This is a genomic window from Rhodococcoides kyotonense (genome assembly GCF_900188125.1).
Lineage (GTDB): Bacteria > Actinomycetota > Actinomycetes > Mycobacteriales > Mycobacteriaceae > Rhodococcoides > Rhodococcoides kyotonense.
In genome coordinates this window covers 475,399-488,061 of sequence record NZ_FZOW01000001.1, presented here as the reverse complement: position 1 = coordinate 488,061, position 12,663 = coordinate 475,399, and the positions used below count along the sequence as shown (strand labels likewise).

At 64.7% G+C, this 12,663-nt stretch carries 12 protein-coding genes; 6 read left to right on the top strand and 6 right to left on the bottom strand.

What is annotated here, in order from left to right; translation table 11 throughout:
* Positions 1–21: 21 nt before the first annotated feature.
* The 3 genes from ispG (at position 22) to CHB96_RS02210 (ending at position 3,967) form a co-directional block, all read left to right on the top strand.
* On the top strand, positions 22–1,185 hold the full coding sequence (gene ispG, locus CHB96_RS02220) for a flavodoxin-dependent (E)-4-hydroxy-3-methylbut-2-enyl-diphosphate synthase (RefSeq protein WP_176444079.1): 1,164 nt from the start codon (positions 22–24) through the stop codon (positions 1,183–1,185).
* 77 nt (positions 1,186–1,262) lie between these two features.
* Positions 1,263–2,099, top strand: coding sequence for a GNAT family N-acetyltransferase (locus tag CHB96_RS02215; RefSeq protein WP_089242897.1), 837 nt, complete (start codon positions 1,263–1,265; stop codon positions 2,097–2,099).
* 50 nt (positions 2,100–2,149) lie between these two features.
* On the top strand, positions 2,150–3,967 hold the full coding sequence (locus CHB96_RS02210) for a penicillin-binding transpeptidase domain-containing protein (protein ID WP_089242896.1): 1,818 nt from the start codon (positions 2,150–2,152) through the stop codon (positions 3,965–3,967).
* Here CHB96_RS02210 and CHB96_RS02205 read toward each other — a convergent pair.
* Complete coding sequence (locus CHB96_RS02205) at positions 3,964–4,812, bottom strand: helix-turn-helix transcriptional regulator (RefSeq protein WP_089243077.1); 849 nt, start codon at positions 4,810–4,812, stop codon at positions 3,964–3,966. The two genes, CHB96_RS02210 and CHB96_RS02205, sit on opposite strands and share 4 nt — an antisense overlap.
* A 125-nt stretch (positions 4,813–4,937) precedes the next feature.
* Between CHB96_RS02205 and map the strand changes: the two genes are divergently transcribed.
* Both map and CHB96_RS02195 read left to right on the top strand, forming a co-directional pair.
* Positions 4,938–5,813 carry a type I methionyl aminopeptidase gene (map, locus tag CHB96_RS02200; protein WP_089242895.1) on the top strand — a complete coding sequence of 292 codons (876 nt, stop codon included), beginning with the start codon at positions 4,938–4,940 and terminating at the stop codon, positions 5,811–5,813.
* A gap of 34 nt (positions 5,814–5,847) precedes the next feature.
* Positions 5,848–7,350: a cobyric acid synthase gene (locus CHB96_RS02195; RefSeq protein WP_089242894.1), complete on the top strand. Its 1,503-nt coding sequence runs from the start codon at positions 5,848–5,850 to the stop codon at positions 7,348–7,350.
* Positions 7,351–7,357: 7 nt separating this feature from the next.
* Here the strand turns inward: CHB96_RS02195 and CHB96_RS02190 are convergent, their stop codons facing one another.
* The 3 genes from CHB96_RS02190 to CHB96_RS02180 are packed head-to-tail and all read right to left on the bottom strand — an operon-like array spanning position 7,358 to position 9,344.
* Complete coding sequence (locus tag CHB96_RS02190; protein ID WP_089242893.1) at positions 7,358–8,053, bottom strand: ABC transporter permease; 696 nt, start codon at positions 8,051–8,053, stop codon at positions 7,358–7,360.
* On the bottom strand, positions 8,050–9,000 hold the full coding sequence (locus CHB96_RS02185) for an ABC transporter ATP-binding protein (protein ID WP_176444077.1): 951 nt from the start codon (positions 8,998–9,000) through the stop codon (positions 8,050–8,052). Before CHB96_RS02185 ends, CHB96_RS02190 begins: the two co-directional genes overlap by 4 nt.
* Positions 8,982–9,344: a GntR family transcriptional regulator gene (locus CHB96_RS02180; RefSeq protein WP_176444076.1), complete on the bottom strand. Its 363-nt coding sequence runs from the start codon at positions 9,342–9,344 to the stop codon at positions 8,982–8,984. The genes CHB96_RS02185 and CHB96_RS02180 overlap by 19 nt, the downstream gene beginning before the upstream one ends.
* Before the next feature lie 132 nt (positions 9,345–9,476).
* Here CHB96_RS02180 and CHB96_RS02175 point away from each other — a divergent pair, with 132 nt between their 5' ends.
* Positions 9,477–10,043, top strand: coding sequence for an alpha/beta fold hydrolase (locus tag CHB96_RS02175; protein ID WP_089242891.1), 567 nt, complete (start codon positions 9,477–9,479; stop codon positions 10,041–10,043).
* A 72-nt stretch (positions 10,044–10,115) separates the two neighbouring features.
* Here the strand turns inward: CHB96_RS02175 and mtr are convergent, their stop codons facing one another.
* The gene (gene mtr, locus CHB96_RS02170) at positions 10,116–11,501 is read right to left on the bottom strand and encodes a mycothione reductase (RefSeq protein WP_089242890.1); all 1,386 of its coding nucleotides are present in this window, start codon (positions 11,499–11,501) and stop codon (positions 10,116–10,118) included.
* Positions 11,498–12,538 carry an alpha/beta hydrolase gene (locus CHB96_RS02165; RefSeq protein ID WP_176444075.1) on the bottom strand — a complete coding sequence of 347 codons (1,041 nt, stop codon included), beginning with the start codon at positions 12,536–12,538 and terminating at the stop codon, positions 11,498–11,500. The genes mtr and CHB96_RS02165 overlap by 4 nt, the downstream gene beginning before the upstream one ends.
* Positions 12,539–12,663: the final 125 nt, after the last annotated feature.

The following is a 12,663-nucleotide window of genomic DNA, read 5'->3' as shown; positions in this document are numbered from 1 at the left end:
GCTAGGAAAGTAGGCAACGAAGTGACTGTTCCCATCGGACTGGGAATGCCGGCACCGCCGGTTCCGGTACTCGCACCCCGTCGTAAGACGCGTCAGCTGCAGGTCGGTTCGGTCGGGGTGGGAAGCGAACACCCCATTTCGGTCCAGTCGATGTGCACCACCAAGACTCACGACATCAACGCCACATTGCAGCAGATCGCCGAGTTGACGGCGTCCGGTTGCGACATCGTGCGTGTGGCGTGCCCCACACAGGACGATGCCGACGCGTTGTCGATCATCGCCAAGAAGAGCCAGATTCCGGTCATCGCCGACATCCATTTCCAGCCGAAGTACATCTTCGCGGCGATCGATGCCGGGTGCGCAGCCGTTCGCGTCAACCCGGGCAACATCAAGGAATTCGACGGCCGCGTCAAGGAAGTCGCGAAGGCGGCAGGCGACGCGGGCATCCCGATTCGAATCGGCGTCAACGCAGGCTCCCTCGACAAGCGAATGATGGAGAAGTACGGCAAGGCAACGCCCGAGGCGCTCGTCGAGTCGGCGCTGTGGGAGGCAGGCCTGTTCGAGGAGCACGGCTTCGGCGACATCAAGATCTCGGTCAAGCACAACGATCCGGTCGTCATGGTCGCGGCGTACGAGCAGCTCGCCGCGCAGTGCGACTATCCGCTGCATCTCGGTGTCACCGAGGCAGGACCGGCGTTCCAGGGGACCATCAAATCTGCCGTCGCGTTCGGGGCGTTGCTGTCGCAGGGCATCGGCGACACCATCCGGGTGTCGCTGTCGGCGCCGCCGGCAGAGGAGATCAAGGTCGGCACGCAGATCCTGCAGTCGTTGAACCTGCGTCCGCGCAAGCTGGAAATCGTCTCGTGCCCGTCGTGCGGTCGCGCCCAGGTGGACGTCTACACGCTCGCCGACGAGGTGACCGCCGGTCTCGACGGTATGGAGATCCCGCTCCGAGTCGCCGTCATGGGATGCGTCGTCAACGGTCCGGGTGAGGCACGTGACGCGGATCTCGGCGTCGCGTCGGGCAACGGCAAGGGCCAGATCTTCGTCAAGGGCAAGGTCGTCAAGACCGTCCCCGAGGCGCAGATCGTCGAGACCTTGATCGAGGAAGCAATGCGCATCGCCGAAGAGTTCGACGATGATGGAAGTGCCGAGGCAGGCGCGCCGGTCGTGACTGTGAGCTGAATCGCCCACTTTGCGGTGTGCGTCTGGCAATCTGTCATCGAAAGACGATGCACGCGTTGATCTGGAGGTGACCACCGGTGCTCAAACTCCTCGGCGCGAAGCCATTGGGCAGCAAGGACACTGCCCATGTTCTGCGTGTGCTGGATTCGGATCCGATCGCATCGTGCATGATCGCAGCCCGCGTGCAGGAGTCAGGTCTCGACCCTCGATCGTTCCACGGTGAGCTCTGGAGTCGCGGTGGCCCCGACGAGTCGCTGTGCTTCTACGGAGCGAACCTGGTACCGCTACTCGGGTCCGTTGACGATCTGCGATCGTTCGCGGACCGCGCGTGCCGAGGCCCGCGGATGTGTTCGTCGCTCGTGGGCCGTGCAGAATTGACACTCCCACTGTGGGAGATGTTGGAAGCGGATTGGGGTACAGCCCGGGAGCTGCGCAGTGATCAGCCGCTGCTGGCGACATCGCAGTACTCGTCCTATCCGGCCGATCCTCACGTCCGGCTTGTTCGAGCCGACGAACTCGACGTCTATCTCACCGCAGCAGTCGCCATGTTCATCGAAGAGGTCGGCGTCGACCCTCGTGGACACGACGGCGGCCGCGGATACCGTCGTCGCATCGCCAGCTTGATCGCCGCAGGTCGCGCATGGGCTCGATTCGAGGACGGCGAAGTGATCTACAAAGCCGAAATCGGTTCGCAGTCGGCGTCCGTCGGCCAGATCCAGGGGGTCTGGGTCAACCCACTGCACCGCGGCCACGGGCTCGGATCGGCCGGTACTGCTGCCGTCGTCGACGCCGTCGTGCGAAGCGGGCGGGTCGCGAGCTTGTACGTCAACAGCTACAACTACGCGGCACGACGAGCCTACGAACGGATCGGCCTCGCCCAGGTGGCCACGTTCACTACGGTTCTGCTCGACTGACCCGCGATTCGCGAGCGTCGCACGGGCACTTGCGATCTACGATGAGCGCGATGAGATTCTCCGATGTCCGGCGCGTTCGCCGCTCTGTCACGACTGCCGTCGTCGGCGTGGTCCTCGTCGGATCAGTCGTCGCGTGCACTCCGGGGCCCGACGGTCCCGAACCCGCAGCTCAGGCTTTCCTCGCATCGTTCTCGACGCGCGACATCGAGACTGCCTCGACCGACACCGACCGTCCCGACGCGGCCGCCGCTGCGCTGACCGACGCGTGGGAGGATCTTCAGGCCGAATCTCTCGATGCGCGAACCACTTCCGTCCGTGTGGACGGAGACACCGCGACCGTGGGATACACCTACGAGTGGCATCTGCCGAAGGATCGTGTCTGGACGTACGACGGCCAACTCCAGATGGGCCGCACCGACGGTCGGTGGGGAGTCCGATGGACGTCGACCAACGTCCATCCGGGTCTCGGAGAGACACAGACCATGGCGCTCCGGTCGACGGCTCCGCCGCGCGCGCGGGTCAACGAACGGTCCGGGTCGGACGTGCTCGTGCCCGGCGTCGTACATCGCATCAAGATCAATGCGTCCGACGCGACCGACATCGTCTCCGCGGCCACCGGATTGGCGAGACTGCTCGCGCCGTTCGACAACACGATCTCCGCGCAGAGCATCGTCGAATCGGCGACGTCGACCAAGGGCGACTACCCCGTTGCGTTGCTGCGGGACGACGATTATCAATCGGTTGCCGCGGCGTTGACCGCACTGCCCGGTGTGACCGCGTCGGACGAGTCCGATCTGCTCGCGACCGATCGCACGTTCGCACCCGATCTGGTGTCGCAGGTGAAGAAGACGGTCATCGACGAGGTCGACGGCAAGGCCGGCTGGAGCGTCGTGACCGTCAACCGCAACGGCGTCGAGATCGACGTGCTCACCGACACCCCGCCCGAGCCTGCTCCGTCGTTCTCGATCAGTCTCGATCGCAACATCCAGGTCGCTGCCCAGAATGCCGTGAATGCACGCGTCGAACAGGCGATGACGGTGGTGATCCAGCCGTCGACCGGTGCAGTGCTGGCGGTGGCCCAGAACGAGGAGGCCGACCGCGACGGACCTGTTGCGTCCGCTGGTCTGTATCCGCCGGGATCGACGTTCAAGATCGTGACGGCGGGGGCGGCGATCTCGAACGGCCTGGCCGGGCCGGACACCACCGTGCCGTGCCCGGGGCGCATCACGATCGGCGAGCGAAGCGTCCCCAACTACAACGAGTTCTCGCTCGGCAACGTGTCGATGGGAACGGCGTTCACGCGCTCGTGCAACACGTCCTTCGCCAAACTCGCCAGCGAGATGCAGCCCGACGCGTTGACCGTCGCCGCGTCGCAGTTCGGCATCGGAACGGACTACGACGTCGTGGGCCTGCCGACCGACAGTGGATCCGTGCCTCCGGCAGAGGAATTGGTCCAGCGCACGGAAGACGGGTTCGGGCAGGGCAAGGTCGTGGTCTCGACGTTCGGTATGGCGCTCGCCGCGGCCACGGTCGCCCACGGATCGACGCCCGTTCCGAACTTGATCGTCGGCCGCGAGACGACGATCGAGGGTGACCATCCACCGATCACGCCCGAGATGGTCGACGGCTTGCGCGGCATGATGAGATCCGTCGTCACCAGCGGTACCGCGGAACGAATCGCCGACCAAGGTGAGGTGTACGGAAAGACCGGTGAGGCCGAGGTCGAGGGTGGCTCGCATGCGTGGTTCGTCGGCTACCGAGGGGATCTGGCATTCGCGACTCTGGTGGTGCGCGGCGGAAGTTCGGACAATGCGGTCGCCGTCACCCGAGAGATGTTCGAGCAGCTGCCGCCCGACTATTACAGCTAGGGGAGGAGGCCGTGACGGCGTGCCGCGACCACGGCCTCGTGCCGCGACCGCGCGCCGAGCTTGCCCATCGCGCTCCTGAGGTACGACTTCACGGTTTCGGGTCCGAGTGACAGCCGCTGCGCCGCCTGCGCGTTGGTGCACCCGAGTGCGACCTGTGCCAGCACGTCGGTTTCGCGTGCGGAGAGCGTGACCGCGTCGTCGGGATCGACGTGATGCAGCGCCCGTGCGATCCGCTCCGACAGCTGGGTGAGCGACGACCGCAGCGTCGTGTCGGCGGCTCGCGTGGACAGTGCCCGCAGCTCGGCGTGCACGTCGCGGAGCGTCTCGGTTGCGGCCGTGGAATCCGGCCCGGCGGTTCGGGTGTCGAGCATGCGTAGGCGGCGGTCCACCTCGTCGCGCACCGCGATCTCCTGCGAGAGCCGCCTCGACGCCTGGACCATCGTGTTCGCGACGCGGTCGCCGATGGGTCCGCGTTCTCGAACCGCCGCGTACATGACGGCGCGCGACGCTCCCTCGACGACGACGGGCACAGCCAGAATCGAGCGCAGTCCTTCACCGAGGACCGGCCGATCGTAGTCGTGGGTGATGAAGTCCGAGCTGCCGTAGTCGCTGACCGCGGCTGGATGACGTTGGTCCATGACGCGGCCGCCGAGGCCGAACATGCTCGGAATCGCCAACCCGTCGAGGCCGCGTGTACGGGTGCCGTGGAACTCGGTCAGGTGCAGCGTCGAGATCGACACCTCGCCTCCGAACACGACCGGCACGCCCGACGACTTCACCACGTGGCGTAGCTCCGCACGTAACGCGTCTCCGTCGCGGGGGCGAAGCAGGTCGGGTGTCGGCATCGCCACTCCTTCATATCGTGTGACCTGCATCATATATGCGGCTTACTGGCCCGCGCGTGCATGGTCGGTGCCCGTTGCGACGACGCGAACACGGGCGGGGCAGCTGCACCGACTACCCTGGAAACATGTCTGTGACCGCCGAGAGCAAGCCCCGTCAGCCACTCGTGCCCGGAGTCGTATCGCCCGTCCGTTCGGTGCCCAAGTCGATCGAGCGGCCCGAGTACGCCTGGAAGCCGACCGCCGTCGAAGGCAACGAGCCGTGGGTCCAGACGCCCGAGGTCATCGAGAAGATGCGCGTCGCGTCGAAGATCGCAGCGCGGGCACTGCAGGAGGCAGGCAAGGCCGTCGCACCTGGTGTGACGACCGACGAGCTGGACCGCATCGCGCACGAGTACATGACCGATCACGGTGCCTACCCGTCGACGCTCGGCTACAAGGGATTCTCCAAGTCCTGCTGCACGTCGCTCAACGAGGTCATCTGCCACGGCATCCCGGATTCGACGGTCATTCAGGACGGCGACATCGTCAACATCGACGTCACGGCCTACATCGACGGCGTACACGGCGACACCAACGCGACATTCCTCGCCGGTGATGTCTCCGAGGAGGCGCGTCTGCTGGTCGAGCGCACCCACGAGGCGACGATGCGGGCCATCAAGGCCGTCAAGCCCGGACGTGCGCTCAACGTCGTCGGGCGTGTCATCGAGTCCTATGCTCACCGCTTCGGTTACGGCGTCGTCGAGGACTTCACGGGCCACGGCATCGGCACGACGTTCCACAACGGGCTCGTCGTGCTGCACTACGACCAGCCGTCGGTCGAGACGATCATCGAGCCGGGCATGACGTTCACGATCGAGCCGATGATCAACCTCGGTGGCATCGACGCCGAAATGTGGGACGACGGTTGGACCGTCGTCACCCGGGACCGGAAGTGGACCGCGCAGTTCGAGCACACGCTCGTCGTCACCGACACCGGCAGCGAGATCCTCACACTGCCGTGAGTGGAGCCTGCGGAACGAATCGAGACAGTCTGCCGTGAGTGGAGCTCTGCTCGTCGCGGGCACGACGTCGGATGCAGGCAAAAGTGTTCTCGTCGCCGGACTGTGCCGGATGCTTCATCGCCGCGGTGTGTCGGTGGCGCCGTTCAAGGCGCAGAACATGTCCAACAACTCCGTCGTCACACTCGACGGTGGGGAGATAGGTCGGGCGCAGGCGCTACAGGCGCGGGCGTGTGGACTCGAGCCGAGCGTGCGGTTCAATCCCGTTCTCCTGAAGCCAGGGAGCGACCGCACGTCGCAGTTGGTGGTCCGGGGCCGGGCGACGGCGCAGGTGTCGGCATCGAACTACATCGAGCACCGCCAGTCGCTGCGAGCTGTCGTCGCCGACGAACTCTCCTCGCTACGTGAGGAATTCGACTTCGTCGTCTGTGAGGGTGCCGGCTCGCCCGCCGAGATCAATTTGAGGGCAACGGATCTCGCGAACATGGGGCTGGCAACGGCCGCGTCGTTACCGGTGATCGTGGTCGGTGACATCGATCGAGGGGGAGTGCTCGCCCATCTGTACGGCACGGTGGCGGTGCTGTCGCCGGAGGACCAGGAGCACATACAAGGCTTCGTGATCAACAAGTTTCGCGGTGACCCTACGCTGCTCGCACCGGGCCTCGAGCAACTCGAACAGCTCACCGGCAAGCCCACCTTCGGCGTGATCCCATTCGCCGACGACCTCTGGATGGACGCCGAGGACTCGCTGGGTACCGTTCCGGACGCACCGGTCGGGAGACCGCGTCCGCCCGTCGGGACAACCTGGTTGCGTGTCGCCGCTGTCAGGTTGCCCCGTATCTCGAACACCACGGACGTCGAGGCGCTCGCGTGCGAACCCGGCGTCTCCGTGCACTGGGTCAGCGAGCCGTCCAGGATCGTCGACGCGGATCTCGTGGTCGTGCCGGGCAGCAAGTCGACCGTCTCCGATCTGGAGTGGCTGCGCAGAACAGGATTGGCCGACGCGGTCGTCGCCCACGCCGCTGCGGGCAAGCCGGTTTTGGGAATCTGCGGCGGTTATCAGATGCTCGGCCGGTCCATCGTCGACGGAATCGAATCGTCGGTGAACCATGTGGCCGGGCTCGGGATGCTGGATCTCGACATCGAATTCCATACCGACAAGATTCTCGACAGAGTCGAGGGAGTATCTGCGTATTTCGATGTCGGCGAGGCAGCCGGATACGAGATTCACCACGGTCGCGTCGTCCGGACAGGTGACGCGAACTTGTTGTCCTACGGCGACGGTCGGCCCGAGGGAAGCGTTCGTGAATCCGTTCTCGGAACTCACTGGCACGGTCTGCTCGAATCCGACGAATTCCGAAGGAAGTTTCTTCGGTGGGCAGCGGACGAGGCCGGGAGGCGCGGCTTCGACGTAGCACCGGACACCGTCGTCACGGCGATGCGTGAGCAGCAGTTGAACCTGCTTGCCGACCTCGTGGAGGAGAACCTCGACGTCGACGCCGTACTCGAGGTCGTCGAGCGCGGCGTCGTACGCCTGTGACAATCGCCTACGCTGTCGCTCGGCGAATTCCCGCCCATCCGGCCCCGGTGAACAGAACTCCCAGCGCGAGTGGAAGTGCTGTCAGCAGCAGGAACCGTGGGGTGTCGACGACGAAGTCGATCACGTCGGGCCACCACTGTTGCCAGGTGATCAGGATTGCGCCTCCGCCGAACACGACGATGTCGGCGAGTAGCAGTCCGAACAGCCCGTTCATGCGGTAGCGCTGGTAGACGACTCCGATGAACATGCCGACCATGGTGACGAGGAGAAGCGTCGCGAAGAGTGCGGCCCATTCGAGAGCAGCGTTGTCGGTGACATATCGAAATATGCCGAACATGCGTAGTTTCACCCCGAACCCTCCGGTCGCGGCCTCCAGTGCCGAAAGTGCGAACAGCAGAGTCGCCAGGGCTGCGGACTGGATCAACCCGACAAGAGCACTGGCAGAATAGAATTCGCGACGCGTGACGCTGAGGCCCAGCGCGAATGGGAATGTCTGTGTGATCGCCTGAATGTAGAACGCGACGGCGAACCCGTATACCGAGAACACTGCTCCGGTGAAGTTGAACTCCGCGTCGGTCGTCGGAATCAGAGCGAATATCACGTAACAGATGACGAACGAGATGGCCAGAATTCCGACGGGCCAGCCGATGATCAACGGCCAAGCGACGGTGTGCATTCGGGCTACGTCGAGTGTGCGTTTCATGAAGCCGACTCCTTGCCTGCGATGTCGGAAGCGGTGTGGGTGTTGCGAATGACCAACTGCTGCAGGGACAACGGTTCGACGTCGAGTCCCATGGATGTTGCCCGGGCGCGATCCTCGGACGACAGGTGCCCGTCCACGCTGACCCGAGAGAAGGATCCGAGCGCGTCCCGGTGCAGTATCTTCCTTCCGCCGACGAATCGGTCCACGGCATCGCCTGCGCCCGAGACGATGTGGGCGCTCTGCCTCAGCATGTCGGCGTCGGCGTCGATCACCACACGACCCTTGTCGATCAACAGGACGTGCTCGATGAGGTCACTGACTTCGTCGATCAGGTGCGTGGACAGAACGACCGTGCGCGGATGTTCGGCGTAGTCGGCGAGGAGGCGATCGTAGAACTGGTGACGCGCGACGGCGTCGAGACCGAGGTACGGCTCGTCGAAGAACGTCAGCGGTGCACGTGCGGCCAGCCCGATGACGATGCCGAGCGTCGACGTCATTCCGCGGGACAATTTCTTGACCTTGCGTCCCATCGGCAGGTCGAAATCGCGTAACAACTCGTCGGCGAAGCTCTGATCCCAGTGCGGCAGAAGACGTGCCGCGCAGGCCAGCACGTGACGAACCTTGAAGTCCTCGGGATACTTCTGACTCTCCTTGACGAAACAGACGTGGGACAGCGCTGTGGCATTCTCGAACGGTTCCTCGCCGAAGACCTCGATCCGTCCGTCGGTTCGGTGCGCCTGCGCTGTCAGCATCTGCATGATCGTGGTCTTGCCTGCGCCGTTCCGGCCGAGAAGGCCGTAGATCTTCCCGGCACGAATGTCGAAGCTGACGTCGTCGACGGCGGTGAAGTCGCCGAACCGTTTCGTCAGGTTGCGTGCCGACGCGACGATCGGTGCGTCGTCGACCAGGGCGAGGTCGCTGCGGTCGTTCACGATGTTTCCTCCCATTCGTCGAGCATGGATTTCAGCTCGTCGACGCTGACGCCGAGCTTGTTCGCCTCGGCTATCAGCGGTTCGATGTATTGGCGCGAGAAGTCGTCACGACGCCTGAATCGCAGCGCATCTCGTGCGCCGGACGTCACGAACATGCCGATGCCTCGCTTCTTGTAGAGGATTCCGTCGGCGACGAGCTTCGCCAGTCCCTTGCCCGCGGTGGCCGGGTTGATTCGGTGGAACGCCGCGAGTTCGTTCGTCGACGGGACCTGGCTCTCTTCGGCGAGGGATCCATCGATGATCGAGTTCTCGATCATCTCCGCGATCTGCACGAAGAGCGGACGGCCCTCGTCCATCAATCCCGCCTCCGATTGCTTCGCTGCTTGAGTGGTTCATTACTCATGTAACGAACCATAGAACGTCGAATGCACGTTGGCAATAGTTCGACGGATGCGAATCGGCGTGCGGGCGGTGCAGTAGCGTCGTGTCCCATGGATTACAACCACGTGACTGCCCTCGGCGGCCGCTGCTCGGTGCGCATCTCCGGGCCCGAATCGAGGCACACCGTGTTGCTGCTTCCCGGTGTGGGCGACGCCCCCGACGTCTACGACGACGTCGCCGAGCGGCTGCACAACTCGGATCTGAAAACCGTTGCGGTGGAAGATGTCACGGCTCTCGACCACGACGCCGTTCTCGCCGTGCTCGACGAGCTCTCGCTGCCGTGGGTGCACCTCGTCGGCAGCGGTGAAGGTGCCGAGTTGGCGTGGGGCCTGGCCGCGCGCACGTTCGGCCGGTTCGCGAGCCTCGTCGTGTGCGACCGCGGCCATCCAGCCGTCGCCGACGACCAGGGTGTGGTGCTCGCGGCCGACTGTCCGCCCGTCGAGCTACCGACGACGCTGATGATCTCCAACTCGCTGCGGCGCGCAAGTGCCGACGCCAGCGGTCGCGTCGTCTACTCCGATTTTCGAGTCGTTCAGTTGGACGGAGTCGAGTCGATTCCGGTGGGGGCGATTGCCGAGCTCGCGACGGAGATCACGCTGCGAACAAGTCCGTGGTAATGCGGCTGCGCCGCCCGTGCGTGGGTAGTTGGTCTGGAGGCACACTCTTCACGCACGGGCGGCGCAGCCGCATCACACGTCCAAGCCCAGCAGCGCGTTCTCGACGACCTCGGGCAGACCGGGGTGGATCCAGTACTGGCCACGTGCCATCTCGGGCGCCGTGAGACCGAAACTCATCGCCTGGATGAGCGGCTGGATGACGGTCGGCGCATGATCGCCGATGACGTGGGCACCGAGAATCAGGCCCGTCTTCTTCTCGGCGATGATCTTGACGAACCCCTCGCGGTCCTCCATCGCCCAGCCGTAGGCGACGTCCCCGTAGTTCTGGATCTTCACCGTGATCTCGTGGCCGGCCTCGTGCGCCTGCTGTTCGGTCAGGCCGACCTCGGCGATCTGGGGATGCGTGAACACGGCGGCAGGCACGAATCGGTGATCGAATGCCTTGAATTTCCCGGTGTCGTCCCACGTCTTCTGCAAGAGATTGTGCTGCACGACGCGTGCCTCGTGGTTGGCGACGTGCTTGAGCTGGTACTGGGAGGAGACGTCGCCGATCGCGAAGACGCCCTCCGCGCTCGTGCGGCCGAACTCGTCGACGACGATGCGGCCGTCGTCGAGTTCGATGCCACCCGCCTCTGCGCCGAGTCGGTCGCCGTTGGATTCGCGGCCGACCGCGACGAGCAGTGCGTCGCCGAGTACCCGAGTGCCGTCGCGTAGTTCGACGCCGACCTCGTCGCCGCACCTGATCGCCGTGGACTCACCGACGTTCAGGTGCACGTTCCAGTACTTCTGTGCCAGTTCGGTGAAGCGGTCGGAGATGTCGGTGTCGAGCCCGCGCAGCAGGTTGTCCTTGCGGGCGATGATCGACACCTCGGATCCGAGTGCGCCGAACACGTGCGCGAATTCGGCTGCGATGTACCCGGATCCGAGGATGACGAGGTGCTTCGGAAGTGCAGGCAATCGCATGATGTCGTCGTTGGTGTGGAACGGCACGCCACTGTTCGATACCTGTGGCGGAATGATCGGCCGGGAACCTGCGGCGACGACGACCTGGTCGGCCGTGATGATCTCACCGGTTCCGGTGTCGATGGTGCGCGGGCCGACGAACGTCGCGTGGCTCGAGTACAGCGTGACGTTCGGGCTGCCGTTCTCGCGGTAGTGCTTGCCGCCCTCGGAGATCGGGTCGATTCGACCGAAGACGCGGTCGACGATGTCTTCCCAGCGAACCTTGTCGATCGACGCGTCGATGCCGTAGCGCGCCGAGTCGCGAATGGTCTGAGCGACCTCGGCGGCGTAGACGAACATCTTCGTCGGAATGCACCCGACGTTGAGGCACGTGCCGCCGAACGGTGAATGCTCTTCGAACAGAGCGATGTTCAGGTCCGCGAATCGCTCGTCGGCGATCGAGTTGCCGGATCCGGATCCGATGACGACGAGATCGAAGTGCTGGGGAGTGCTCATGAAACGGTTCCGATCTCGCTGTGGTTCTTGCCCGATGCATGGTCGATTCGGGAGCTCCGATGCAGCCACCCCAACCATTCGTCGACCTCCGCGAACGCCCGCGTGCGAGGTTCTTTCTGCGACAGGAAGACGTCGTGTCGCGCGCCTTCGACGGGCACGACCGTCGTGCGATCACCGAGGCAGCCTGCCCACCGCGCGATCTGCCTGACGTCGAGGACGGCGTCGGCGACATCGGTCTTGGAGCTGTACTTCCGTGAGAAGTGCGTCACCTTCGAACGCAGGATCAACGACGGTACGCCGATGTCGAGGCCGCGATGAAGCGCGGCGTGCCCACGCCTGATCGCGCGGATCCATCCGAACGTGATGGGGAAGCCGGTCAGCGGCTTCCAGTCCAGGTTGTACGTCCATTCGCCGTCCTCGGAGCTGGCCAGCGAGCGACCGTACGTGTCGAGTCCCTGTCCAGGAACCGGAGTCTTGGCCTTGATGCGTCCGATGACGTCGATCGCAGTGGTGCCGACGGAGCGGACGGCTGCAGGTCCCTGGAGGTCGAACCACGGGCTGTTCAGAATCACGCCGTCGATCCCGAGGCCTGCTGTCCCGCCGTCGCGGCGATTGAGGCGATCGAGCCACAGAGGAAGAATCAGCCCGCCCGTCGAATGGGCGAGAAGCACGACCGACTCACCGCTCGGCTCGTCCCGCACGAGCGACAACGCCGCGTCGAGTTCGGCGTCGTACACGGACAGATCGGTGACGAAATGCGGGGTCTGCCCGTCCCGCAGCGACCGCCCGCACTTACGTAGGTCCAGCGCGTAGAACGCGTAGCCCTGCGCGGCGAAATGCTCGGCCACGTGCTGCTGGAAGAAGTAGTCCGTGAAGCCGTGGACGTAGACGACCGCCCGGTCGAACGAGGGGGAGTCCGCCGGTTGATAGCGGACGAGGGTGGCTTCGACCTGCCCTTCCCCGTCCGGGTCGTCGCCGAGTGGAATGGTCGTCTGTTCGTAGCCGTCGCCGAGGACATCGGGCACCCAGGTAGTCACAGATCACAACTGTAGTGGGCACTGTGGGGGCGTCACGAGGAGCACAATCGAGGTATTGCACGAAAGGGCGTCGGAGTGGCGTCGTACGGCCGGGTAACGTAACCGCCACTCGTACATATCTCGAT

What these genes read in the sequence shown, in the direction of transcription:
- CHB96_RS02185 (WP_176444077.1), bottom strand. Translation starts at nt 9,000, where the DNA reads ATGGGAGGAAACATCGTGAACGACCGCAGCGACCTCGCCCTGGTCGAC.
- CHB96_RS02210 (WP_089242896.1), top strand. Translation starts at nt 2,150, where the DNA reads ATGAGATTCTCCGATGTCCGGCGCGTTCGCCGCTCTGTCACGACTGCC.
- CHB96_RS02175 (WP_089242891.1), top strand. Translation starts at nt 9,477, where the DNA reads ATGGATTACAACCACGTGACTGCCCTCGGCGGCCGCTGCTCGGTGCGC.
- CHB96_RS02205 (WP_089243077.1), bottom strand. Translation starts at nt 4,812, where the DNA reads ATGCCGACACCCGACCTGCTTCGCCCCCGCGACGGAGACGCGTTACGT.
- CHB96_RS02190 (WP_089242893.1), bottom strand. Translation starts at nt 8,053, where the DNA reads ATGAAACGCACACTCGACGTAGCCCGAATGCACACCGTCGCTTGGCCG.
- mtr (WP_089242890.1), bottom strand. Translation starts at nt 11,501, where the DNA reads ATGAGCACTCCCCAGCACTTCGATCTCGTCGTCATCGGATCCGGATCC.
- map (WP_089242895.1), top strand. Translation starts at nt 4,938, where the DNA reads ATGTCTGTGACCGCCGAGAGCAAGCCCCGTCAGCCACTCGTGCCCGGA.